The following is a 22,007-nucleotide window of genomic DNA, read 5'->3' as shown; positions in this document are numbered from 1 at the left end:
GCCGCGGTGGGAGGGCGCTCCCACCGTCTTTTCGGGGGTGTAGCGTGGCTGAGCTGGAAGGCGAGGTGGTGGCGGAGATCCGCCGCATCCTCGGTGAGGAGCTGGAGTGGAAGGGGGCGGTGGAGCCCTCCCATGATCTGCTGAAGGACCTGCAGCTCGACAGCCTGGGGCTGACGGTGCTGGCGGTGGGGCTGGAGAACCGCTTCCGGGTGAAGCTGTCCGAGGAGGACGCGGTGGGCATCACCACCGTGGCGGATCTGGCCCGGCTGGTCTCGACGCGCGTCGTCGCCTCGCCGGAGGTTCAGCGATGAAGGGGCCAGCGCTGCCACCGGTGAGGTACGCCACGGTGACGCAGATGCTCGCGGCCGCGGCGGGCACGGAGCTGGGGCTCACCTTCGTGGATGCGTCCGAGCGCGAGACGACGCTGTCCTGGGCGGAGGTGTATCGCCGCGCCCGGCAGACGGCCGCGGGGCTGCGCCGCCTGGGCGTGGCGGAGGGGGATCGCGTGGCCATCCTCCTGCCCACGTCCGCGGCCTTCATGGATGCCTTCTTCGGCACGCTGCTGGCGGGCGCGGTGCCGGTGCCGCTCTACCCGCCGGTGCGGCTGGGGCGCCTGGAGGAGTACCACCGCTCGACGGCGCGGATGCTGGAGGTGACGGGCTCGGCGGTGGTGCTCACCGAGCTGAAGGTGAAGCTGCTGCTGGGCGCCGCGGTGGAGGCGGCACGTCCGAGGCTGGGCTGCCGGACGGTGGACGAGGTGGCTCGCGGGGAGGATGCGCTGGCCGTGAGCGTCCGCCCCGAGGCGCTGGGCCTCATCCAGTTCTCCTCGGGCTCGACGGTGGATCCGAAGCCGGTGGCGCTCACCCACGCGGCGCTGATGGCGCAGGTGGCCGCGCTCGAGGCCGCCAGTCCGCTGCCTCCGGGCACGCCGCCGGTGGGCGTGTCCTGGCTGCCGCTGTACCACGACATGGGGCTCATCGGCTGTCTGCTCGCGGCGCTGTACTACCCGGGCAACCTGGTGCTGATTCCTCCGGAGGTATTCCTCGCGCGGCCGGCGCTGTGGCTGCGGGCGCTGTCTCGCCACAAGGGCTTCATCTCGCCCGCGCCCAACTTCGCCTACGGCCTGTGCCTGAAGCGGGTGAAGGACTCGGAGCTGGAGGGGGTGGATCTCTCGTGGTGGAAGCACGCGCTCAACGGCGCCGAGCCCGTGTCGCTGGAGACGCTGCGGCGCTTCGTGGAACGCTTCGAGCGGTATGGCTTCTCGGCGAGCGCGCTCCGGCCGGTGTACGGCCTGTCCGAGGCCTCCCTGGCCGTCACCTTCCCTCCCGGTGGTCGGGGCCCGCGCTCGCTGAATGTGGATGCGGGAGTGCTGGCTCGAGAGGGGCGGGTGGTGGAGGGCTCACGGGCCCTGGTGTCCGTGGGGGCCCCGGTGGCGGGAGTCGAGGTGGAGGTGCGCGATGTGCTGGGGGGAGCGCTGCCCGAGCGGCGGGTGGGGCGTGTCTTCGCGCGAGGGCCCTCGGTGATGGCGGAGTACTACGGCGATGCCGTGGCCACGGCGCGAGCGCTGAGTCCGGACGGCTGGCTGGACACGGGAGATCTGGGCTTCGTGGCGGACGGAGAGCTTTACCTCACGGGCCGCGCGAAGGACCTGGTCATCATCCGTGGCGCCAACCACGCGCCGCAGTCCTTCGAGGAGTGCCTGCAGGCGGTGGAGGGAGTGCGCGTGGGCTGCGCGGTGGCGCTCGGCTTCACGCCGGAGGGGAGCGAGGACGAGGCACTGCTCATCCTCGCCGAGCGGGCTGGACCGGAGGCGGAGGACGCGGCGGTGGAGGAGCGGGTGCGCGCAGCGGTGGTGGCGGGCACGGGCGTCCGGCCACACACGGTGCGGATGCTGGAGCCCGGGACGCTGCCACGGACCTCGAGCGGCAAGCTGCGGCGGAGTGAAGCGCTGCGCCGATACCTGACGGACGGGCTGAAGCCTCCGAAGAAGGTGGGCGCGGTGGGGCTCGCGGTGGAGATGGCCAGGAGCGCCCTGGCCTTCGTCCGCTCCGAGCAGGACCGCTGACGCCCAGCTCAGGGCGCGCGGGTGGGAGGCCAGAGCTCGCCGAGCTTCAGCTCGATGGCATCGAAGGGGGCGGCGCGGATGGCCTCGTCCTCGCCATACACCCCCAGCTCCACCCAGCGCCCTTCGATCAGCTCGCTGACCGTGAGCGTCCGTGCCTCGATGTCGATGAACCAGAGGTGGCGGATGCCGATGCGCGCGTAGAAGGGGCGCTTGATGCGCTGGTCGTAGGAACGGGTCGTCGGGGACAGGATCTCGCAGGCCCAATCGGGAACGACGGTCCACTGCTCGGGCCACTCCGGCACGCGCTCGCGGCGCCAGCCCGCGAGGTCGGGGATGAACTCAGGAGAGCCGTCGAGCTCGATGCCCGGCCCTGTCTCAATCCACCATCCACCGGGTCCTCCTCGGCCCAGCTGGAACGGGCCATCCAACCCGCCGAAGAGCCTGCCCTCCACGAGGCCATGTCCCGGCCGAGGACGTGCGTGGGTGTAGAGCGTGCCCTCGATGATCTCCCCCACGACCGACTCTGGCAGAGCCTCCAGATCGGCACGAGTAGGGGGACCCTGCAGCTTGCGAGCGCCGTAACCCATAGGGAGAGTCTGGATACAACGCGGGCCGCCGGCAAGCGAGCCCCTGATGCCCCGCCTGTCTCCCAGCCGTCGCCGGAGCCGCGGCTGCTACAGCTTCATCTTCTTGAAGATGCCCTCGGGGATGGAGCGGATGATGAACATGATGAGCGCCCACCTGGCGGGGACGTAGACCTCATTCTTGCGCCCATCCGCCGCGCGCAGGATGCCGCGCGCCACCTGCTCCGGTGAGGCGAAGAGCTTGTTCTTCGGCACGTGCGCCGTCATCGGCGTGTCCACGAACCCTGGCTTCACCGTCACCACCGCCACGCCCGAGCGCGCCAGCCGGTTGCGCAGCCCCTGGAGGAACACGTTCAGCGCGCCCTTCGACGCCCCATACACGTAGTTGCTCTGCCGGCCCCGGTCTCCCGCCACCGACGAGATGACCACCAGCGTGCCGGCCTTCTGCGCCTCGAAGCGGTTGGCCAGCGCCGTCAGCAGCGAGGCCGCGCTCAGGAAGTTGGTGCGCAGCACCTTCTCCGTCTCCGTCCAGGAGCGCTCGCACGCCTTCTGCTCCCCGAGCACGCCGTGCGCGATGAGCGCCCCGTCCAATCCTCCGAGCGCCTGCGCCGCGCGCTCCACCAGCGCCTCGTGCGCGGAGAAGTCGTCCAGATCCAGCGCCTGCTGCTCCACCTTGGAGGCCCCCCGGGTGGCCGCGTCCTTCGCCACCACGTCGAGGTTCGCGGCGTTGCGGCCCACCAGGTACAGCGCGGCCCCGCGCGCGGCGAGCAGCCGCACCGTGGCCTGGGCAATGGCGCTCGTGGCGCCGAGGACGAGGACCTTCTTCATATATAAGGAGGGGGGGGCTCGAGTTCAGAGGGGAACGGCGGCGGGAACCCCGACACCCTCACCCGTTCCCTGGCCGAGGGCAAGTGGCGAGGTGGCCACGGCGGACGCCGACGTCATCCGCCGCCAGAAGGAGGACGAGAAGGCGGGGTCCACGTACGGCTTGAAGCGCTCGAGCTGGGGGAAGTACGCCGCGAAGTTCTCCGCGCTCATCCCCGCGTCCTTCGCCGGGTACACCGCGCCGCCCGCCTCGCGCGTCACGCGGTCCAGCTCCGCGATGAGCCGCAAGGTGCGCGCGCCCCGGTTGGCGAAGTCCAGCGCCAGCGTCACCCCGGGCCGCGGGAAGGACAGCCACCCCGGCGAGGACACGCTCCCGAAGGTCTTCAGCACGTTCAGGAAGCTCGGTACTTCCCGGGCGCTGCGCTCCAGGAGCTCCCTCAGCGCGTCGCGCGCGGTGGCGTGCGGCACCACGCACTGGAACTGGAAGAAGCCGCGCCGCCCATAGATGCGGTTCCATCGCTGCACGGCGTCCAGCGGGTAGAAGAACGGATCATAGTGCTGCAGCCGGGCCCCGCGCTTCAGCAGGTTCACCCGATAGTAGAGCCAGTTGAAGGCGGCCACCGACAGCCGGTTGAGGCTGAAGCCGGGCAGATCGAAAGGCACCGCCAGCCCCGAGGCCCGGTTCAGGTGGCTCTTCCTGAGCGGCAGCCCCTCGAGCTGCGGCGGGGCGAAGTTGCCCCGGTAGTACAGGCCGCGTCCCAGCCTGCGTCCCCGCGCCAGCCCGTCCAGCCACGCCACGGTGAACTCGTGGTCCGGCTCCGACTCGCGGGACACCTCGAAGAACGCGTCCAGGTTCTCCAGCGGCACCGTCTCCGTGAGGACGAACGGGTTGTGGATGGGCCGCAGCTGCACGTCCGCCCAGAGGATGAGGCCGGTGAGGCCCAGCCCACCGATGGTGGCCTCGTACCAGTCCCGGTGCTCCTCCGGCGAGCACACGCGCCGGCTGCCGTCCGAGCGCAGCAGCTCGAAGCGCCGCACGTACCGCCCGAACGTCCCGGCCCGGTGGTGGTTCTTGCCGTGCACGTCGTTGGCGATGGCGCCGCCCACCGTGACGAACCTGGTGCCCGGCGTGACGGGGAGGAACCAGCCGCGCGGAACCACCAGCCGCAGCAGCGTGTCCAGGCTGACGCCAGCCTCGCAGCGCACCACGCCCGTGGCCACGTCGAAGCCCAGCAGCCGGTCCAGCGTGGGGGTGGTGAGCAGCGTTCCCCCTTCATTGAGGCACGAGTCCCCATAGCTGCGCCCCAGCCCATGAGGCAGCAGCGGGCCGCTCGAGACGGGCAGCGACTCCGTCTGCCAGACGACGGGGTGCGCCGCCTGCCGCGACACGCGCGGGAAGCGTCCCCAGGACTGATGCTCGCTCGTCATCCCGCTTCGCTCATGAGGCGGCCAGCAGCACCAGCGCTGCCACCACACCCACCCCGTAGCTCACCTTGTCCCGGAGCGCAAAAACCAGCGGATCCTCGTTGACCAGGCCCCGGTGGGCCAGCAGCCACACGCGGCTCACCCAGTACAGCATCACCGGACACAGCAGCCACAGCCGCTCCGGGTGGGCATAGAGCGCCGTCACATCCTTGCTGGTGATGTAGAAGGCCAGCACCAGCACGGAGATGTAGCCGGCCGCCACGCCCAGGCTGGAGAGCTGCTCGTAGTCGCTGGCCAGGTAGCCCCGGCCCGGCGTCGTCGTCGCGTTGGAGAGCCGCAGCCGCCGCACCTCGGACAGCCGCTTCACCAGCGCCAGCGACAGGAACAGGAACATCGAGAAGGTGAAGAGCCAGCTCGAGGTGGGCACCCCCGTCGCCAGCGAGCCGCCGAAGATGCGCACCGTGTACAGCCCGGCCAGCACCAGCACGTCCAGCACCATCACCTGCTTGAGGTGCAGCGAGTAGGCCAGCGTCACCGCGTAGTAGGTGGCCAGCAGCGCGGAGAAGGGCAGCGGCAGCAGCAGCGCCACCGCGAAGCCGGCCACCAGCAGCACCGGCGCCAGCACCGCTCCCACCCTCACCGGCAAGTCTCCCGAGGCGAAGGGGCGCTTGCGCTTCGTCGGGTGCTGCCGGTCCGAGTCCAGGTCCAGCAAGTCGTTGAGGATGTACACGCTGGAGGCGCACAGGCTGAAGGCCACGAAGCCCAGCCCGGCCTGCACCAGCAGCCCCACGTTCAGCCCCTTGTGCGCCGCCAGCGCCGGGACGAAGACGAGGATGTTCTTGGCCCACTGGTGCACCCGCAGCGCCTTCACCCACTGGCGCAGGCCCACTCGGGGCGCCTCGAAGACGCGCACCTCGCCGCGCCCCAGCGCGCGCACCTTCCGCTCCAGCCCCGCCGAGCCGTGCACCACCACCGCCCGGCGGGCCTCTCGCCACAGCGCCAGGTCCACCTCTCCGTCCCCCGCGTAGTCGAACTCGGGGTGCGCCTGCTTCAGCCGCGCCAGCTTGCGCGCGCCCGAGAGGTTCACCACGCCGTCGCTGGCGTACACCTCGGCGAACAGGCCCAGGTGGGCCGCCACCGCGTCGGCGATCGTCTGGTCCGCCGCGGTGGCCAGCACCAGCCGCCGGCCTCGCGCCTTCTCCTCGGTGAGGTAGGCCAGCAGCGGCTCGCTGTAGGGCAGGCGCTCGGCGTCCAGCTTCACCCTCCGGCCCACCTCCGCCTTGAAGGCCGCCTTGCCCTTGAGCATCCACAGCGCCGCCAGCACCAGCAGCAGCGGGTTGCGCTTGAGCAGCACCAGCAGGCTCTCGTGCAGCGTGTCCGTGCGCACCAGCGTCCCGTCGAGGTCGACGACGAGCGGCACGTCCGGGGCCGAGGCTGGGGCGGGCGAGGCGGAGGACATCATCGGAGGCAGCGAAGGCTAGCGCAGTGGGGCGTGGGCGCACGGCCCATTTGTCGGAGGCGGAGGGCCCGCCGGTGGGGGAGCGGCCGGCCTCATTCCGGCTGGGCGAGGATGAGCGTCTGCAGCGGCAGGCGCCGGATGGGTTGGGTGCGGAGGATGCGGTAGCCCGCGTCGTCCAGGAAGCCCTCCACCTCGGCCGGCGTGTACGCCGCCGCCTTCGAGGTCAGGAAGTAGTGCAGGCCGATGAGCGCCGAGGCGCTGGGCTCGGCCTCCACCTCCTCGCGCAGGTACTCCAGGACGGCGAGCGTGCCCTTGGGCCCCAGCGCGGTGCGCACCCGGCGCAGCAGCGCCACGTTCTGCGCCGGCGACAGGTGGTGCACCACCTGGAAGAGCAGCACCGCGTCGTACGGGCCGCCCAGCTCGGCCGACAGGATGTTGCCCTCCCGGTGCGTCACCAGGTGCGACAGCCCCGCCGAGGCGATGATCTCCCGCCCCACGCGCGCGCTGCCCTCCAGGTCCAACACCGTGGCCTTCAGCCCCCGGTGGCGCTGGCACAGCTCCGCCGCGTACCAGCCGTGCGCCCCGCCCAGGTCCAGGATGTGCTTCGCGCCGCGGGGCAGGGGAATGGCCGAGGCCACCTCCGGCGCCGCCAGCCGCGCCAGCTGGTGCATGGCGTGGATGTAGTCCCGCCAGCGTGGGTCCTCCGGCGCGAAGTCGTGGATGTCCACGGACCTGCCGGTGCGCACCATCTCCTCGAGCTGGTTCCACCACTCCCACTGCGAGTAGTTGAACTCGATGAAGCCGCCGATGTACTGCGGCGAGCGCGGATCCAGCCAGCGCCGCGCCCGCTCATCCAGCCAGTAGCGGCCACGCTTGCGCTTCACCACCTCGCAGGAGACCAGGCCCTCCAGCAGCACGCGCGTGCCCTCGGGGGAGAGCTTCAGCCGCTCGGCCAGGGCCTCCGCCGTGGCGGGGCCGTCCGCCAGCGCCGCGTACACCCCCAGCCGCACCCCGGCCATCATCGTCCGGGAGCTCATCATCCCGAAGAACACCTGCACCACGGGCAGCGGCGCCAGGTTGAACCAGTTCGCCACGCGCTCCAGCAGGTTGTCCGCCTTGAAGCCGAGTCGCACTAACGCCTCCTCCTCGCCGCCACCAGCCCCAGCCCCGTCAGCACCAGCGCGGCCTCGGGGCCCAGCAGGCAGCCCACGCGCTCCGCCTCGCGCACCCCGCTGTACTTGCACTTGCCTTGATTGCAGGTGAAGCGGGGGGAGCAGTCATTGCTGCTGTGGCAGTTCACCACGACGCGGCCCACCCCATCCTCTCCCTCGGGGTTGTCGCGATCGGCGCCGCCCTCGCCCACCGAGGCGTCCGGGGTCATGGAGACCCCGCCATCCTCCGAGGCCCCACCTGCCTGGGCCCAGGCCAGGGTCGGCGCTCCCAGCCCCAGGCAGAGCAGGACGGCGAGCAGGCGCGCGCGAGAGGTGGGAGGGGACACCATGGCGGGTGCAACCTATCCGCCCGGAGAGCGGGATGCACCCTTTGGGAGCACAGTTTCCTGATCCTGCCCCGAGGTTTTGCTAGGTTACGCCCACTGATGGCCCCGCGAATCCTCGTCGTCGACGACAACCAGGAGCTCCTCTCCCTGCTCACGCAGCTGTTCGAGGATGCCGGCTATGAGGTGACCGCGGCCAGCCGCGGCAGGCAGGCCGTCGAGCTGGCCAAGGGGCAGAGCCTGGCCACGGCCGTCATCGACATCCTCCTGCCCGACATGATGGGCTACCACCTGGCCGACTCGCTCCGGAAGGAGCAGCCCCAGCTCCCGCTCATCTTCATCACCGGTGTGTTCAAGGGTGGGAAGCACGCCATCGAGGCCCGGCAGAAGTACGCGGCGGCGGGCTACTTCGAGAAGCCCTTCGAGGCCCAGAAGCTGCTCGAGGCGGTGGCCAAGCTGGTGCCGGCCGAGAAGAAGGCGCCGCCGGTCGCCCGGGCGCAGGACGCCTTCGAGGTGGAGCTGGACATCGACGTGGAGGAGGAGGGGCCTCAGGACGCGATGGAGCTCACCGGTCGCATCAAGGTGACCGGAGGCGGCAACCTGTCGGCGGAGATTCGCGGCGCCAACCTCACCGCCAGCCCCATGCAGAAGGGGCCGGTGACGGTGGTGCGTCCGCCCCAGCCGGGCCGGCCGCCGGAGCCGGTGCCCGCGGGCGGCGGTGGACCGGGCATGCGCCGGGGCGAGCTGCGCGACAACCTGCCCTCGCTCATCACCGCCTTCTTCCTCTCGCGCGAGACGGGCGAGCTGGGCGTGCAGCGCGGCAAGGTGAAAAAAGTCGTGTACTTCGAGCACGGCACGCCGGTGTTCGCGCTGTCCAACCTGCTGTCGGACCGGTTCGGCCAGTTCCTGGTGCGGGTGGGGAAGATCCGCCCCGAGCAGCTGCAGGACGCGGCGACGGTGGCCACGCAGACGCAGCGGCGCACCGGAGACGTGCTGGTGGAGCGCGGGCTGCTCAAGGACACCGAGCGGCTGTACTACGTGGGCCAGCAGGTGAAGGCCATCATCTACTCGCTCTTCTCGTGGGAGGACGGCACCTACGTGATGAGCTTCAAGGAGAAGGCGGCCGCCGAGTCCATCAAGCTGGATCTGCACCCGGCCAACCTGATCGTCCGCGGGGTGAAGAAGCTCTACAAGCCGGAGCGCCTGCGCCGGCTGCTGCGGCCGGAGGATCGGCTCATCCCCGCGGTGGCGCCCGCCTACAACCTCAACGAGGTGGAGCTGGAGCGGTGGGAGGCGGAGCTGCTGCCTCGCATCGACGGCAACCGGACGGTGGCCGAGCTGCTGGCGTACGCCAACCGCCCCGAGCAGGTGGTCTACGGCTTCCTGGTGGCGATGCTCTCGCTGGGCATCCTGGACCGGCGCACGTAGAGGGCCGGGCTCGCGCCTCGGCCCCCGCCGGTGCTCACGCTTCGGCCGGCGCTACTTCCGCGCGGGCATGTGGACGGCGAACATGGCGCCCTGCGGATCCATGCACTGGGCGATCTTGTCGCCGCCCGGGACGTCCATGGGGCCGTTGAGCAGCTTGCCGCCGTGCTTCTGGATGCTGGCCACGGTGGCGGCGATGTCGTCGACGGTGACGTAGTACAGCCAGTAGGGCGGCGTGTTCTGCCCCTTGGCGATGTTCGACATGCCACCCACCGGGTGCTGGGTGTCACGCCCGAACATCCAGTACATGCCGTACTCCGGGCCCATGTCCATGGCGCTGGTGTTCTTCCAGCCGAACAGCTCCGCGTAGAACTTCCACGCCGCCTGGTAGTCGGTGGTGTAGAGCTCGTGCCAGCTGAAGAAGCCGGCCTTCTGAGGCACGTCGTCCATGACCTCCAGCGGCTGGAGCACGGCGAAGCTGGCCCCCTGCGGATCCGCCAGGATCGCGAAGCGACCCACGCTCGGAATGTCCGTGGGGGACATATGCACCCGGCCCCCGAGCTGCTCGGCCCGCTTCGCCGTCGCGTCGACATTGTCCGTCTGGATGTAGGACAGCCAGTGGGGACGGGCGCCCGCCTTCTTCGCCTCGTCCGGAAGCGCCATCATGCCGCCGATGGGCTGCTCTCCCACGGCCCACATCTCATAGTCGCCCTGCTCCCACTTGATGACGTTCCAGCCCAGCGTCTCCGAGTAGAACCGCTTGGCGGCGACGGTGTCGTTCGTCATCAGGTCGTACCAGTCGAAGCGCCCCTTCTTCATCGTCATGGCGTACCCCCTCCTTCGAGAGGGGCGGGACCCTAGCAGATCGCCTGTGACGTTGGGAGCGCCTCGGAGGACCCTTCAGGTAGTCCCCGAGGGCGACTCACTGTCAGGAGCTGAGCGGGAGCAGCGCCTACAGCCGCGAGCTGATCCAGAAGACGCCCAGCGCTCCGGAGGACAGGGCCACGGCGCGGTGCACCCACGTGGCCAGCCCGCTGCTCAGGCGGGACATGCTCTCGGCGAACAGCAGCCCCACGGCGCCCATGCCCAGGAGGATGCCCAGGGCGAAGCCCGGCAGGTAGGTCCACGCGGCCAGGCTCATGCTGCCACCCACGAGCAGCGGAGGCAGCGCCAGCAGCAGCGAGCGCACGCCGCTGACGGCCATCAGCGCGCCGGCGGCGGTGCTGACGGACTCGTGGGCGTGAGAGTGGGGCTCCTCGGTGTGGCCGGGCAGGTGGGGGTGGCCATGGCGCAGGCTGTTGGGGAAGAGCAGCGCGGTGACGGCCAGGGCGACGAGCACTCCACCACCGAACACCTCGGCCCAGCGCTCGAAGGCCTCGGACAGGCCCACGCCCGCCAGCAGACAGAAGGCGGCGACTCCCCCCAGCACGGCCGCGTGCCCACAGGCGAAGCGCAGCGCGGTCATGAAGGCAGCCCGGCGCCGGCCCTCGCCCAGGGTGTTGAGCGTGGCCATGGCGGCGCAGTGGTCCGGCCCCACCGCATGGAGCAGGCCCTGGCCGAGACCGACGATGAATGCGAAGAAGACGGGAGTCACTGGTCGCGCACCCTAGCCGCATGCCGCGCGCGTGACCAGCATGGGAGAGACCATGGTTTTCACTTCTTTGCAGCGCCCCCTGGCCGCCCTGGGCTGTGTGCTGGTTCTGCTGGTGTTGCCGGGCTGTGACAAGGGGCCGGAGCAGCTCGCCAGGGCCGAGGCCCGGTACGCGGACCTCATCCAGCGCGGCGTCTCCCCGAAGGACCCGGCCTGGGACGAGGTGATTGCCGCCTTCGAGGCCGTGCCCAGGGACTCCAAGGCCCGGGCCGAGGCGGAGCGCCGCATCCTGGCGGTGGAGGCCCTGCGGGGGCCGCTCCCGCCTCGACCGCTGGCCACGCCCGGGGCGATGGGGCCGGGCACGGACGCGGTGGTGGCGCAGCGCGCCGAGTGCGAGCGGCTGGCCCGGGAGATGGGCCGGGCGACCGAGGAGCGGCGGGAGCAGGTGCGTCAGGCGCTCAACGCCTGCCGGGAGAAGCTGGTGCGCCTGGAGGCGACGTCGCACCCGCCGGGAGAGGGCGGCGAGGAGCACGGACACGACGCGAAGCCCTGAGCTGGGGCGGGAGCGCCACAGGTGACCTGTAAAGTAGTGCTTGCGTGTCCGGGAGCACGGCGCTAGCAGAAGCGCCATGCCCATCCCTCAGACAGGTAGTCAGGCGCCCGACTTCCAGCTTCAGGACCACTCCGGGCGGACCGTGTCGCTCTCGCAGTTCGCCGGGAAGAACGTCGTCCTCTACTTCTATCCGAAGGACGACACCCCGGGGTGCACGGTGGAGGCCTGCAACTTCCGCGACGAGCACTCGGCGCTGGAGAAGGCGGGGGCGGTGGTGCTGGGGGTGTCGCCGGACAGCACGAAGAGCCACCAGAAGTTCGCCACCAAGTTCAGCCTGCCGTTCCCGCTGCTGGCGGACACGGACCACAAGGTCGCGGAGGCGTACGGCGCCTGGGGCGAGAAGGTGAACTACGGCCGTACGTACATGGGCATCATCCGCTCCACGTTCCTCATCGATGGCCAGGGCAAGGTGAAGCACGTGTGGCCCAAGGTGAAGGTGAAGGACCACGTGGGCGAGGTGCTCTCCGTGCTGACGGGCGGTGCGGCCTCGGAGGCCCCGGCCGAGAAGAAGGCGCCGGCGAAGAAGGCCGCCCCCGCGAAGAAGGCCGCGGCGAAGAAGGCCCCCGCGAAGAAGGCCGCGGCGAAGAGCCGCTGAGCCGGCTTCTCAGGATTCCTGATCAGGGCGTACCGAGAAGGCCCGTAAGATGTCGGCGCGGCTTGTGCCGGCATCAAGGTCGAGACTGCCGCTCATGCTTTCGTCACAGAAACTGGCAGTCTCCCCAGCCGGGAGGAGGCTCTGGCACCAGAGAGCAAACTCCGCGCAGTCTCGAATCTCGCCAACGAAGACGACAGCACTGCCTTCTCGGTTGAGAGAGCCATCCACCCGGGAGTGCGTCATGGGGATGCTGAATTCGAGCGCATGATTGTCCGCAGGGTCGTGCACTTGCTCCACCTGGGCGTGTGGCCAGCGTGAGCGCAGGAGTTGGAGAAATCGCGGAGCGGGTAGCAGGCCCTCTCGCTGTGGGATGAAGAAGTAGTTCATGCAAGCCCCGCTCAAGGCTGGATGAGGACCTCTCCTGGGATCCCCAGGGTTCGCAGCAGTCTCTCGAAGAAGGGGACCGCGCGCGCATCATTGAGGATGACTTGGAGCCCCACGGCTGGAGTGCTCGTGTCCGCAATGATGGCCGCATACCTTCGGAACTCGCCGGTGACTTCCTCCTGGATGACCGCTCGCACCCGCGCGTTGCACTGCGAGTTTTCGATGAAGGGGCTCTTTTCAGGAGCCGCGATGAACTTGACCTCGACGATGCGAGCCGTGTCCATTCGCAGCCCATCCGCCCAGATCTTCTCGCCGCCGCCTTCGAGCAGTATCTCCTCGGGGCCTGCATGCTTCTGCTGGTAGCGGTAAGCCTCGGGCGAGTTCTGCGCGGGCCTGCGCGGAGCCTGCCTCACCCACCTGGCGAAGGCTTCCAGGTTCACGCGCTTGAGCGTGTGGCCGGCGAACGTCCGGGGCGGGCGTGGGTTGCTAGACATCATGGTTGCGACGGATGGAGGCTCGGCTTTCAACGCGACGCGGGCCTGCGGGCCTTGAGCCGTTGCAAGGCGAGGCGAAGGCCCAGGGGGACCCGAGGGAATGCCGCGCGCGGCACGCCGGGTGAGGATGAGGGCTACGATGTTTATGCCGCCGATGGCGATGGCTCGAGCAAGATGAGCACCGGCGTCATCCAGCTCCTCGTGGCTGCGAGCGCTCCTGGCTTTGTTGGCGTATTGCCAGAGTGCCTGAGCCAGTTCGGCGGATTGGACGGCGAGCATGACGACGCCCAGAGAGAGCAGGGCCGCATCCACCGCCTGCCCGACGATGGGAATGCCTTGAGTCCCCATCCAGGCAACCAACATGCTCGTCATGAGAGCAAGGTTCTCGGGGGCCAGCAGAGCGCTCGCCTCCTTCGCGGTCGCGGCGGGTAACTGGACCAGCGCACGCGCGAAAGACCGGCAGAGCTTTTCAGAAGCCTCCATCCGCTGGACTGGGATGGCAGTTGCCGGGCAGAGCGCATCCTCCATGGAGTTGGCCGAGGCAGTCCCCCCCAGCAGCAAGATCGCGAGCAGGGCCGCAGTCTTCATGTCGCCATCATTCCTCAGGCAGCGGTGCGTGTGCACCCAAAGAACACAGGCCTGGATGGACCTTCCTGCGGCCCAACTTGCAGGACGGCCTATGTCGTGACATATTTTGGTCATGCAACCAAGATTCGAGGACACCGCGAGGGTGGTGCGTGAGGCGGCGGGGGTTCGGACGGAGCTGCCGTGCTTCCTGCTGCGCGGCGTCTTCTCTCGAGGGGAGTGCGCGCGCATCATCCAGGAGGCGGAAGGCGCTGGTTTCCAGGCGACGGGAGGCGACTATCCGCCCTCGTATCGGGACAACGATCGGCTGGTCCGCGATGACGCGGCGCTGGCCGAGGCCTTCTTCACGCGCATCCGCGCGTTCCTGCCCGAGCGCATCGTGGACGCCGCCGGGGAGGCCTGGCGCCTGCACGGCCTCAACCCCCGCTTCCGCTTCTGCCGCTACCGGGGCGGCCAGCGCTTCTGCATCCACCGCGACGGTGCCTACGCTCCTCGCCTCGAGGTGCGCTCGCACCTGACGTGCATGCTCTACCTCAACGACGGCGGAGAGTTCTCCGGCGGAGGAACCCGCTACTACGCCCAGCGCTTCGAGGGCTCGGAGGTGCTGGGGGCGGTGCGGCCCGAGGCCGGCACCTTGATCGTCTTCGATCATGCGCTCTGGCATGACGGAGAAGCGGTCTCCTCCGGCACCAAGTACGTCATGCGCACCGACGTCCTCTATGAGCGCGAGGCTCCCGCGCGCGAGGATGTGCCGGATGTGCTCACGGGCCATCAGGGCTACGTCTGGAGCGTGCTGGCCCGCCGGAACGGGAGCCTGGCCACCGCGTCACGCGATGGGACCGTGCGGCTGTGGCGGCCGTCACGGCACACGTGGCGCTCGGAGGCCGTGCTCACCGGCCATACCGCCTCCATCGTGGCCCTGGCGGAGGACGCTCGGGGCCGGCTGTGGAGCGCCTCTCGGGACCGCACCGTGCGCCGCTGGGAGAGCGGTGTCTCGCGCGTCATCGGACGGCACGAGGGTGCGGCGCTGTGCCTGGCTCCGCTGCCCGACGGCGGCATGGCCAGCGGAGGGGCGGATGGAGTCATCCACCTGTGGTCCTCGGACGGGGCTCACCGTGGCGCCCTGCGAGGACACTCGGGATGGATCTGGGCGCTCGTTCCGCTCGAGGGCGGGCTGCTCGCGTCCGCCTCCGAGGACGGGACGGTGCGCCTGTGGCACGCCGGAAGCACGAGCGAAGCGGCTCCTCCCGCTCGGGCTGGTGCGCCGGTGCGGGCGCTCGCCTTGGATTCTTCCGGGGAGCTCATCTCCGGCCAGGCCACGGGTGAGCTGACCGCGTGGCGCCTCACCACCTCGCCTCGCCTGGCTCTCCACGCTCGTCACACCCGCCGCGTGCACGCGGGAGCCGTGTGCGCCATCGCCCCTCTGCGCGACGGGAGGGTGGCGAGCGGCGGCGAGGACGACGGCATCCACATCACCCGCCTGCCGGACTTCGTCGCCACTGCCTCCTTCCAGCACGCGGGCTTCGTCCGGAGCCTGGCGGTGCTGCCGGAGGGGCGGCTCGCGAGCGCCTCGTATGACACGACGGTGCGTTTCTGGAACGTGGAGGTAGGCAGGAGCGTGGATTCGGACGTAGAACGGCCCGCCTTTCAGAGTGCGCAGTCGCTTCCCTGACCCGCGGTTCCTGGAACGTCCATGGCCATCAAGCTCTTCGACGCAGAGAAGTCCCCCAACGCTCGCAAGGTCCGGCTCGTCGCGGCGGAGCTGGGCATCCCCCTGGAGCGCGTGCCCGTCTCCATCCCGAAGGGCGAGAACCGCTCTTCCGACTACCTGTCGAAGAACCCGAACGCGAAGATCCCCACCATCGACGATGACGGCTTCGTCCTCTGGGAGTCGGCCGCCATCCTGAAGTACCTCGCCTCGAAGCGTCCCGAGAAGGGGCTCGTCCCCGCGGACGCGAAGAGCCAGGCGCTCCTGGATCAGTGGCTGCTCTGGTGGACCGCCCACCCCGGGCCCGCGGTGATGTCGCTCGCCCTCGAGAAGTTCATCAAGCCGTTCCTCGGCATGCCCGGCAATGATGCCACCCTCATCCGGGACGCCGAGGCCACCCTGGGGCGCTTCCTGCCCGTGCTCGACCAGCACCTCCAGGGCAAGGAGTACGTCCTGGGCAAGCTCTCCATCGTGGACTTCGTCGTCTGCGCGGAGCTGGAGCTCGGGGCCGGCGTCGGAGTCGACATCGCCCGCTACCCGAACCTCTCCGCCCTGATGGCCCGGATGCAGGCCCGGCCGTACTGGAAGGAAGCGTAGCGAGGCCTGTCCGGCCGCCTGCCGTCCCGTGGCTCGGCGGCGATCCTGCTTCGGAAGGAGGCGCTCCGCCCGTCCGAAGCGAACGGATCGCCGCGAGCCCGGCCCCCTGCCTGCTCCCACCTGTGCCCCCTCGGGGAAGTCACCACCATGAGGGTGCGACAGCGCGTGAGAGAGCTGCTTGCCGGGGGCTGACCATGCTGCATGACTCCATCGACACCACGCAATTCCCCTCCTTTCCGCCCGACGTCCTCGAGGAGGTGAAGCGCGAGGGACGGATCCGCCCTCTTTCTCCGGGCGACACCCTCTTCGCCGAGGCACAGCACGCCCTGGACGTCTTCATCGTCCTCGCGGGCGAGATACGCCTCACCCATCGCTCGGGGGACGAGGAGGAGACGCTGGCCGTCCATCGACGTGGAGAGTTCGTCGGGGAGCTCTCCCAGCTCGCCGGAGAGCCCGCGGGCGCCACCGCTCGCGCCGTCGGACCGGCGAGGGTGCTGCAGCTGAGGACCGACACCTTCCGGCGCATGGTGGCCGAGAACACGCCGCTCGCCCGGTTCGCCCTGCAGGCCATGGCCAAGCGCCGCCAGGACCTGGAGGCGCGCATCCGCCAGCAGGAGAAGCTGGCCGCGCTGGGGCGCATGGCGGCGAGCCTGGCGCACGAGCTGAACAACCCCGCGGCCGCGGCGAGGCGGGCGGCCGAGCAGCTCCGGGAGGAGTGTCTCGCCGCCCAGCACCGCGCGCTCGCCCAGGATCGCCGGGTGACGGATGCCCAACGCCAGGCGCTCCAGGAACTGCTCCAGTCGCTGCGCACGACGCCTCCCCAGGCGATGGATGCGCTGGCGCGCAGCTACCATGAGGACGCCCTGGTCGAGTGGCTGGCAGACCACGGCATGCGCAAGGCCTTCTCCCGCGCCTCCCTCTTCGCCAGCGCGGGCGTGGACCTGCCGCACCTGGAGGAGCTCGGCGCCACGATGGAGGGGCCGGCGCTCCAGGCCGGGCTGGGCTGGCTCGAGAGCACGCTCTCGCTGACGCAGCTGGCGGAGGTGGTGGAGGCGAGCACGGACCGCATCTCCTCGCTCATCTCCTCGGTGAGGCAGTACACGTACATGGACCAGGACGCGCTCCAGGAGGTGGATGTGCACACCGGCCTGGAGGCGACGCTGGCCATGTTCGCCCACCGCCTGCGGGGCGCCATCACGGTGACGCGCGACTACGACACCTCGCTGCCCAAGCTCTGGGCTCACGGCGGCGAGCTCACCCAGGTGTGGACCAACCTCATCGAGAACGCGCTGGACTCCATGAAGGACCGGGGGACGCTGCACGTGAGCACCTGCCGGCGCGGCGACGAGGTGCATGTGGAGATCGCCGATGACGGCCCCGGCATCCCCGAGGAGGTCCAGGCCCGCATCTGGGAGCCCTTCTTCACCACCAAGGCCCAGGGCGAGGGCACGGGGCTGGGGCTGGACATCGCCCAGCGCATCATCGAGCGCCGGCATGGAGGGCGCATCCGCCTGCTCCAGTCACGGCCCGGGGAGACGCGCTTCCGGGTGGAGCTGCCGCTCAAGCCCGAGCTGCCCCACTGAAGCTCGCCTGCCCGCCGCGCGGACAGGCTGCCTCGCGCCGGGCTCGCTGCCCGGTGGGTGGTGGAGGCGCGTGTGGGTGCTCATCCCTTGAGGCAAAGGGGGGCTCGTGTGCCCCTCGGGGAGTGGGCATGAGACAGAGCGGCTTTCGAGCGTGGAAGGCATTGGGCGGGCTCGCGGCGGTGGCGCTGCTGGGCGTGGGGTGCGGCTACCTCCCCGTGACGGGCGGGCGCCAGGCGGGGGATCCTCCCCTGGGGTTCTGGGGCAACCATCGGCACGACGTGCCGCCGGACTTCTATGCGCGTTTCCACAGCGATCCGAACCGGGGCTACAACGGCACCATCCAGGACGTCGGCTCGAGCATCGATCCGCGCACGCCCGAGACCGCCGGAGCCTCCGGGCAGTCCCGGCAGGTGGACGTGACGGGGCGGGCCCCGCCTGAGTCGCCCATGCAGGGCATCGGCGGCAGCGGGCGCGCGGGCGATCCCGGCAGCTCGAGCGATCTGGGCTGGCGGGCGCGGCTTCCCTACGAGGTGGGGCCTGTCCGCAACCCGGGCTACTACGGCAAGGAGCGCGAGGGGTGGTGAAGCAGGCTCGGGGACCGAGCGGGCGGGTGAGCGCAGCGGGCTCGCCCGCGGGGTCCCTGGAGCGTGGCCGGGTGCCCATCTCCGTGGGACGGCATCCGCAGCTTGGGGGAATCGACCATGAGTGAGAGACGCATCCGACGGTGGGCACTGCTGGCCGCGCTGGTCTCGACGGCGCTGTTGGCTCCTGCGTGTGAGCGGAGCCTCCCAGAGGCGGGAACCGAGAACGAGGGCCTGGCCAACGAGGCGCAGAAGCTGGAGCCCTCCGACGCCGCGCGGCAGGAGGCGACGGGAGGCTCCGGCTTCCAGCAGCCGGAGGAGGGCGCCGCGCCGCGGCCGGAGCAGGGACAGCAGCGAGGCATCGGGGCGCCGGGCTACTCGGACTCGCGCGAGCAGCCACGGACGGACCAGGGCTATGACGAGCCCAACCCGGAGCTGTACGAGTCGGGCGCCGCTCCGAAGACCGAGAAGCGGCTGATGCCTACCCCCGAGCCCAGTCCCGAGTAGGCACGGGCCCCGGCGCTACACCAGCACCTCGGTCGGGTCCTTCCCGGCGAAGGTGCTGGCGAGGCCCTCGGACAGCGCGCGGTGCTCGGTGTTGCCCAGCGTGGCGAGCCGGTCCTCGGGGGCATGGGCGAAGCGCGCCTCGAGCCGGGCGAGCCGGCGGTGGGCCTCGGTGATGCGCTCGCGGGGGAGGCGGCCGGACTCGACGGCCTTCACCAGCGCCTCGATGGCCCGCCGCTGCACGTCCGCGCGGTGGCACACCAGGAACAGATCCACGCCGGCCAGGGTGCCCTGCACGGCGGCCTCCTCCACCGAGTAGTGGTCCGCGATGGCCTTCATCTCCAGGTCGTCGCTGACGAGCACTCCATCGAAGCCCAGCTCCTGGCGCAGCAGGCCATGGAGGACCTTGTGGCTCATGGTGGCGGGCACGCCGGGCTCGATGGCGTCGAAGAGCACGTGCGCCGTCATCAGTGACGCCAGCTGGGCCTGACCGAAGGCGCGGAAGGGCACCAGCTCCACGCGGCGCAGGCGCTCCAGGTCATGCGCCAGCCGGGGCAGCGTGAGGTGGCTGTCCGTGGTGGTGTCTCCGTGGCCGGGGAAGTGCTTGCCGCAGGAGGCCACGCCACCGGCCTCCAGCCCGCGCCCGAGCGCCACGCCGAGCCGCGCCACCACCTCCGCGTCCCGGCTGAAGCTGCGGTCTCCGATGACGGGGTTGGCGGGGTTGGTGTCCACGTCCAGCACGGGCGCGAAGTCCCAGTCGAAGCCCACGGCGCGCAGCTCGTGCGCGAGCAGCCGCCCGACGCGCTCGGCGACGCCCGCGTCTCCGCGCTGCCCCAGCTCCCGCATGGGCGGCAGGGTGGTGAACGGAGCGCCGCGCAGCCGGGCCACGCGCCCTCCCTCCTGGTCCACCGAGAGGATGAAAGGCCGGCCCGCGCGCACCTTGATGTCCCGGCACAGGGCGGCGGTCTCCTGCGCGGAGCCCACGTTCCGCTTGAAGAGGATGGCTCCGAAGATGCCGTCGTCCATGAGCGCGGCGAAGTCGGAGTCGATGCGGGGGCCGGGGAAGCCCACCATGAAGAGGCGGGCGCAGTCGCGGTAGAGGGCGGAGGCTTTCGTCACGGCCCCACCTTACCCACGTCGGAGGGGGGCTCCCAGAAGGGAAGCGGGGTGGCCCGGCCGAGTGCCTCCCGAGCGACCCTTTCCCTCCCGACCAGGGCTCGCGCCCGATTGGCTGGCGCTCGGGCAGGCGGGATTCCTCAGTGGCGCTGTCCTCCGGGCGTCTTGCGAGTCCCTGGCCTTCCCGAATGAAGTAGCGCCCATGCGGTGGGCTGCTCTCCAGTCGTGGCGCTTCGTGCTCCCGGGTCTCCTCGTGGCCTGGGGGCTGGGGGCATTTCCGAAGCCCGCGATGGCGGCCCCGCCCGTCCCCGAGCCCGTGGCTGCTCCGGTCTGGACGCCCCCCGTGGATGCCGTGCTCGAGGTGGACGCCGCCTATGTGCGTCAGCGCCCGGACTCGAAGGCTCCCATCGTCGGTCTGCTGCGGCGAGACAGTCGCTTCCGTGTGACGGGGTGCTCGCCCTCGTGCGAGGCGCCCCAGGCCTGGGCCCTGCTCGGCGAGCACGGCGCGATACGCCTGGAGCTGCTCGGGCTGGCGGCGCCGGACATCCCTGCCCTGGAGCAGCGGCCCGAGTTCATCTACGGCAAGGTGCTGCGCCCGGGGGCCGACGTGCTCGCGGAGCCGGCGGCCAGGGCCCGGCGCGTGAGGCGCGAGGCGGCGGGCCGCGTGCTGGCCTTCACCCGGGACGAGGCACTGCTCGCGCAGGGCTGGCTGCTCCGCCCAGGCGGTGGCTTCGTGAGCGTGAAGCAGATCCGCATCGACGAACCCTCGCCATTTCGGGGAGAGGAGCGCCCCCGCGCGCCGATGGCCTTCCTCTGGAAGCCCGCGCGGCTGACCGCGGACGTGGCGGCTGTCGGGGCCGGAGCCTCCCTCGATGGAGGAGTGGCGGATGCGGGAGTGCCGGATGCAGGCGCCTCGTCTCAGCCACCCGAGCCGCTGTCGAAGTTCACCCGCCTTCCGCTCCTGGGGCTGACGAAGCGCGAGGTGCGCGTCCCGGGGGGCACGCTCCCGCGCGGCGCGGTGCGCCTGGCCTTCGCTCGTCCGCGGCCCGCCTCCATCCCCGCGGGGGCGAAGTGGGTCCACGTGGATCTCGATGAGCAGGTGCTCACCGCGTACGAGGGGGACACCTGGGTGTACGCGACGCTCGTCTCCACCGGGAAGAAGGACACGCCGACGCACAAGGGCACCTACCGCGTGTGGAGCAAGACGCTGCACGAGCTGATGGCGGAGGAGAACGAGTACTTCGTGGAGGAGGTGCCCTACACGCAGTACTTCCACGCGGGTGAGGCGCTGCACGGCGCCTTCTGGCACGCGAGCTTCGGGGCGCCAGTGACGCACGGGTGCGTCAACCTCTCGCTGCCCGACGCGCGCTGGCTCTTCTTCTGGGCTCCACCGGCCCTGCCCTCGGGCTGGCACTCGTACAGCGTCACCCCGGGCGTGGAGTCGCTCTGGGTGGTGGTGGAGCACGCGAAGCCGGGCGAGCTCCCTCCCGTGCCGGTGTCCGAGGTCGGCTCCTCGCTGTGAGGTGGCCCCGGGCGGGTGGCTCAGCCCACGCAGCCGGCGGCCCGCTCCTCGGCGGTGCAGCGGATGCGGATGTGGAAGTGGTCGTCGTGGGGGCCGGAGTCACTGGGCTGGTGCAGCACGCTCTCGGCCCGCTTCACCAGGGCGGCGGGCTCGTTGCGCTGGCGAGCCTCCTCCAGCAGCGCCCGCCGCAGCGGCAGGCTGATGAACATCCACTGCACGTCCACCTCCTTGTCCTGGAGCAGCGCGCGCACCAGCAGCCAGTTGCGGCGCACGTCGAAGCGGAGCCGGCCCTGGTCCGCATGGCCCCGCGCATCGAACGAGAGCAGATCCTCCGCGGGCACCGGCTGGCCCTTCTCATCCAGCTGGTAGAAGGCCAGGTCCACGTCCCGCCCGGACTGGTGCGAGCGCGAGTACGGGCGGATGGGACCGCCGCGCGCCTTGGACAGGTCCCCGACGCCCAGCGGAGGTGAGTCGGGCAGGTGGGTGCGGACGGCCTCCGCGGCCCGCTGCAGGGCGGCGACGAGGCGCGGCGTGCCCCAGTTCAAACAGCGGCGCCGGTGACGGCGGGGCAGGGTACGGACGGCCTCGCTCGACTCGAGCGCGCGGGCGCCCTTGAGCTTTCCGTTGGAGGCCCGCCCGATGGAGAGGCCCTGGGCATGGGAGCTCGGCGTCTCGTGACAGAACGTCGGCTCGGCTGCCAGGACGGGCGCGCCGCCGAGCGACAGCGCGAGGGCAAGCAGGCTCCATCCGGAGCGGAGGCGGTTCATGGGCATCCGCGATCCTCCTGAACGCGAGGTGGCTCGAGAGGCACCGATGCTACTCGAACTCCTCGCGGCTGCAGCCGAGGGTGTCCTTC

At 70.7% G+C, this 22,007-nt stretch carries 23 protein-coding genes; 11 read left to right on the top strand and 12 right to left on the bottom strand.

Annotation, left to right across the window (positions count from 1 at the left end):
* The first annotated feature begins 44 nt into the window (after window positions 1-44).
* Both KY572_RS20995 and KY572_RS20990 read left to right on the top strand, forming a co-directional pair.
* A complete protein-coding gene (locus KY572_RS20995) occupies window positions 45-311 on the top strand; it encodes an acyl carrier protein (protein WP_224244683.1) in 267 nt (88 codons plus the stop codon).
* Window positions 308-2,065: a fatty acyl-AMP ligase gene (locus KY572_RS20990; RefSeq protein ID WP_224244682.1), complete on the top strand. Its 1,758-nt coding sequence runs from the start codon at window positions 308-310 to the stop codon at window positions 2,063-2,065. Before KY572_RS20995 ends, KY572_RS20990 begins: the two co-directional genes overlap by 4 nt.
* Window positions 2,066-2,073: 8 nt before the next feature.
* Here KY572_RS20990 and KY572_RS20985 read toward each other — a convergent pair whose 3' ends face one another.
* The 6 genes from KY572_RS20985 to KY572_RS20960 form a co-directional block, all read right to left on the bottom strand.
* On the bottom strand, window positions 2,074-2,580 hold the full coding sequence (locus tag KY572_RS20985) for a Uma2 family endonuclease (RefSeq protein ID WP_317987876.1): 507 nt from the start codon (window positions 2,578-2,580) through the stop codon (window positions 2,074-2,076).
* A gap of 159 nt (window positions 2,581-2,739) precedes the next feature.
* Complete coding sequence (locus KY572_RS20980) at window positions 2,740-3,477, bottom strand: SDR family oxidoreductase (protein ID WP_224244680.1); 738 nt, start codon at window positions 3,475-3,477, stop codon at window positions 2,740-2,742.
* A gap of 24 nt (window positions 3,478-3,501) precedes the next feature.
* A complete protein-coding gene (locus tag KY572_RS20975) occupies window positions 3,502-4,902 on the bottom strand; it encodes an FAD-binding oxidoreductase (protein WP_224244679.1) in 1,401 nt (466 codons plus the stop codon).
* 10 nt (window positions 4,903-4,912) lie between these two features.
* Window positions 4,913-6,358 carry a UbiA family prenyltransferase gene (locus KY572_RS20970; RefSeq protein ID WP_224244706.1) on the bottom strand — a complete coding sequence of 482 codons (1,446 nt, stop codon included), beginning with the start codon at window positions 6,356-6,358 and terminating at the stop codon, window positions 4,913-4,915.
* A 92-nt stretch (window positions 6,359-6,450) separates the two neighbouring features.
* Window positions 6,451-7,491, bottom strand: coding sequence for a methyltransferase (locus KY572_RS20965; protein ID WP_224244678.1), 1,041 nt, complete (start codon window positions 7,489-7,491; stop codon window positions 6,451-6,453).
* On the bottom strand, window positions 7,491-7,859 hold the full coding sequence (locus KY572_RS20960; RefSeq protein WP_224244677.1) for an MXAN_6627.5 family MYXO-CTERM protein: 369 nt from the start codon (window positions 7,857-7,859) through the stop codon (window positions 7,491-7,493). Before KY572_RS20960 ends, KY572_RS20965 begins: the two co-directional genes overlap by 1 nt.
* 96 nt (window positions 7,860-7,955) lie before the next feature.
* On the opposite strand from KY572_RS20960, the gene KY572_RS20955 reads away from it, so the two are divergent.
* On the top strand, window positions 7,956-9,281 hold the full coding sequence (locus KY572_RS20955; protein WP_224244676.1) for a response regulator: 1,326 nt from the start codon (window positions 7,956-7,958) through the stop codon (window positions 9,279-9,281).
* A gap of 51 nt (window positions 9,282-9,332) precedes the next feature.
* Here KY572_RS20955 and KY572_RS20950 read toward each other — a convergent pair whose 3' ends face one another.
* A complete protein-coding gene (locus KY572_RS20950) occupies window positions 9,333-10,103 on the bottom strand; it encodes a VOC family protein (protein ID WP_224244675.1) in 771 nt (256 codons plus the stop codon).
* 127 nt (window positions 10,104-10,230) lie between these two features.
* The gene (locus KY572_RS20945; protein WP_224244674.1) at window positions 10,231-10,872 is read right to left on the bottom strand and encodes a hypothetical protein; all 642 of its coding nucleotides are present in this window, start codon (window positions 10,870-10,872) and stop codon (window positions 10,231-10,233) included.
* A gap of 52 nt (window positions 10,873-10,924) precedes the next feature.
* Between KY572_RS20945 and KY572_RS20940 the strand changes: the two genes are divergently transcribed.
* Window positions 10,925-11,422 carry a hypothetical protein gene (locus KY572_RS20940; RefSeq protein ID WP_224244673.1) on the top strand — a complete coding sequence of 166 codons (498 nt, stop codon included), beginning with the start codon at window positions 10,925-10,927 and terminating at the stop codon, window positions 11,420-11,422.
* 76 nt (window positions 11,423-11,498) lie between these two features.
* Window positions 11,499-12,077, top strand: a complete 579-nt coding sequence (gene bcp, locus KY572_RS20935; protein ID WP_224244672.1) for a thioredoxin-dependent thiol peroxidase — start codon at window positions 11,499-11,501, stop codon at window positions 12,075-12,077.
* A gap of 9 nt (window positions 12,078-12,086) precedes the next feature.
* On the opposite strand, the gene KY572_RS20930 is transcribed toward bcp, so the two are convergent.
* The gene (locus KY572_RS20930) at window positions 12,087-12,464 is read right to left on the bottom strand and encodes a hypothetical protein (protein ID WP_224244671.1); all 378 of its coding nucleotides are present in this window, start codon (window positions 12,462-12,464) and stop codon (window positions 12,087-12,089) included.
* A gap of 11 nt (window positions 12,465-12,475) precedes the next feature.
* A complete protein-coding gene (locus tag KY572_RS20925) occupies window positions 12,476-13,543 on the bottom strand; it encodes a restriction endonuclease fold toxin-2 domain-containing protein (protein ID WP_224244670.1) in 1,068 nt (355 codons plus the stop codon).
* Window positions 13,544-13,655: 112 nt separating this feature from the next.
* Here KY572_RS20925 and KY572_RS20920 point away from each other — a divergent pair, with 112 nt between their 5' ends.
* From KY572_RS20920 to KY572_RS20900, 5 genes are all read left to right on the top strand, one after another.
* Window positions 13,656-15,212: a 2OG-Fe(II) oxygenase gene (locus KY572_RS20920; protein ID WP_224244669.1), complete on the top strand. Its 1,557-nt coding sequence runs from the start codon at window positions 13,656-13,658 to the stop codon at window positions 15,210-15,212.
* Between the two features lie 21 nt (window positions 15,213-15,233).
* Window positions 15,234-15,845 (top strand): glutathione S-transferase family protein, encoded by a 612-nt coding sequence (locus KY572_RS20915; protein WP_224244668.1) that lies wholly within the window; start codon window positions 15,234-15,236, stop codon window positions 15,843-15,845.
* A 194-nt stretch (window positions 15,846-16,039) separates the two neighbouring features.
* A complete protein-coding gene (locus KY572_RS20910) occupies window positions 16,040-17,428 on the top strand; it encodes a sensor histidine kinase (RefSeq protein ID WP_224244667.1) in 1,389 nt (462 codons plus the stop codon).
* Window positions 17,429-17,556: 128 nt separating this feature from the next.
* A complete protein-coding gene (locus KY572_RS20905) occupies window positions 17,557-18,012 on the top strand; it encodes a hypothetical protein (protein ID WP_224244666.1) in 456 nt (151 codons plus the stop codon).
* A 117-nt stretch (window positions 18,013-18,129) separates the two neighbouring features.
* On the top strand, window positions 18,130-18,516 hold the full coding sequence (locus KY572_RS20900; RefSeq protein ID WP_224244665.1) for a hypothetical protein: 387 nt from the start codon (window positions 18,130-18,132) through the stop codon (window positions 18,514-18,516).
* 15 nt (window positions 18,517-18,531) lie between these two features.
* Here the strand turns inward: KY572_RS20900 and nagZ are convergent, their stop codons facing one another.
* Window positions 18,532-19,632 carry a beta-N-acetylhexosaminidase gene (gene nagZ / locus KY572_RS20895; protein ID WP_224244664.1) on the bottom strand — a complete coding sequence of 367 codons (1,101 nt, stop codon included), beginning with the start codon at window positions 19,630-19,632 and terminating at the stop codon, window positions 18,532-18,534.
* A 199-nt stretch (window positions 19,633-19,831) separates the two neighbouring features.
* On the opposite strand from nagZ, the gene KY572_RS20890 reads away from it, so the two are divergent.
* A complete protein-coding gene (locus tag KY572_RS20890; RefSeq protein WP_224244663.1) occupies window positions 19,832-21,151 on the top strand; it encodes a L,D-transpeptidase in 1,320 nt (439 codons plus the stop codon).
* A gap of 20 nt (window positions 21,152-21,171) precedes the next feature.
* Here KY572_RS20890 and KY572_RS20885 read toward each other — a convergent pair whose 3' ends face one another.
* Window positions 21,172-21,918, bottom strand: coding sequence for a penicillin-insensitive murein endopeptidase (locus KY572_RS20885; RefSeq protein ID WP_224244662.1), 747 nt, complete (start codon window positions 21,916-21,918; stop codon window positions 21,172-21,174).
* Window positions 21,919-22,007: the final 89 nt, after the last annotated feature.

Origin of the sequence: Hyalangium gracile (assembly GCF_020103725.1) — a bacterium.
GTDB lineage: Bacteria > Myxococcota > Myxococcia > Myxococcales > Myxococcaceae > Hyalangium > Hyalangium gracile.
The sequence above is the reverse complement of the archived record's forward strand: the minus strand, read 5'-3'. Positions and strand labels throughout refer to the sequence as shown.

Bases quoted from the DNA above. Each gene is read 5' to 3' on its own strand.
- KY572_RS20960 (WP_224244677.1), bottom strand. From the start codon at position 7,859: ATGGTGTCCCCTCCCACCTCTCGCGCGCGCCTGCTCGCCGTCCTGCTC.
- KY572_RS20930 (WP_224244671.1), bottom strand. From the start codon at position 12,464: ATGAACTACTTCTTCATCCCACAGCGAGAGGGCCTGCTACCCGCTCCG.
- KY572_RS20910 (WP_224244667.1), top strand. From the start codon at position 16,040: ATGCTGCATGACTCCATCGACACCACGCAATTCCCCTCCTTTCCGCCC.
- KY572_RS20890 (WP_224244663.1), top strand. From the start codon at position 19,832: ATGCGGTGGGCTGCTCTCCAGTCGTGGCGCTTCGTGCTCCCGGGTCTC.
- KY572_RS20980 (WP_224244680.1), bottom strand. From the start codon at position 3,477: ATGAAGAAGGTCCTCGTCCTCGGCGCCACGAGCGCCATTGCCCAGGCC.
- KY572_RS20940 (WP_224244673.1), top strand. From the start codon at position 10,925: ATGGTTTTCACTTCTTTGCAGCGCCCCCTGGCCGCCCTGGGCTGTGTG.
- KY572_RS20970 (WP_224244706.1), bottom strand. From the start codon at position 6,358: ATGTCCTCCGCCTCGCCCGCCCCAGCCTCGGCCCCGGACGTGCCGCTC.
- KY572_RS20920 (WP_224244669.1), top strand. From the start codon at position 13,656: ATGCAACCAAGATTCGAGGACACCGCGAGGGTGGTGCGTGAGGCGGCG.
- KY572_RS20900 (WP_224244665.1), top strand. From the start codon at position 18,130: ATGAGTGAGAGACGCATCCGACGGTGGGCACTGCTGGCCGCGCTGGTC.
- KY572_RS20975 (WP_224244679.1), bottom strand. From the start codon at position 4,902: ATGACGAGCGAGCATCAGTCCTGGGGACGCTTCCCGCGCGTGTCGCGG.
- KY572_RS20955 (WP_224244676.1), top strand. From the start codon at position 7,956: ATGGCCCCGCGAATCCTCGTCGTCGACGACAACCAGGAGCTCCTCTCC.
- KY572_RS20905 (WP_224244666.1), top strand. From the start codon at position 17,557: ATGAGACAGAGCGGCTTTCGAGCGTGGAAGGCATTGGGCGGGCTCGCG.
- bcp (WP_224244672.1), top strand. From the start codon at position 11,499: ATGCCCATCCCTCAGACAGGTAGTCAGGCGCCCGACTTCCAGCTTCAG.
- KY572_RS20950 (WP_224244675.1), bottom strand. From the start codon at position 10,103: ATGACGATGAAGAAGGGGCGCTTCGACTGGTACGACCTGATGACGAAC.
- KY572_RS20925 (WP_224244670.1), bottom strand. From the start codon at position 13,543: ATGAAGACTGCGGCCCTGCTCGCGATCTTGCTGCTGGGGGGGACTGCC.
- KY572_RS20915 (WP_224244668.1), top strand. From the start codon at position 15,234: ATGGCCATCAAGCTCTTCGACGCAGAGAAGTCCCCCAACGCTCGCAAG.
- KY572_RS20885 (WP_224244662.1), bottom strand. From the start codon at position 21,918: ATGAACCGCCTCCGCTCCGGATGGAGCCTGCTTGCCCTCGCGCTGTCG.
- KY572_RS20990 (WP_224244682.1), top strand. From the start codon at position 308: ATGAAGGGGCCAGCGCTGCCACCGGTGAGGTACGCCACGGTGACGCAG.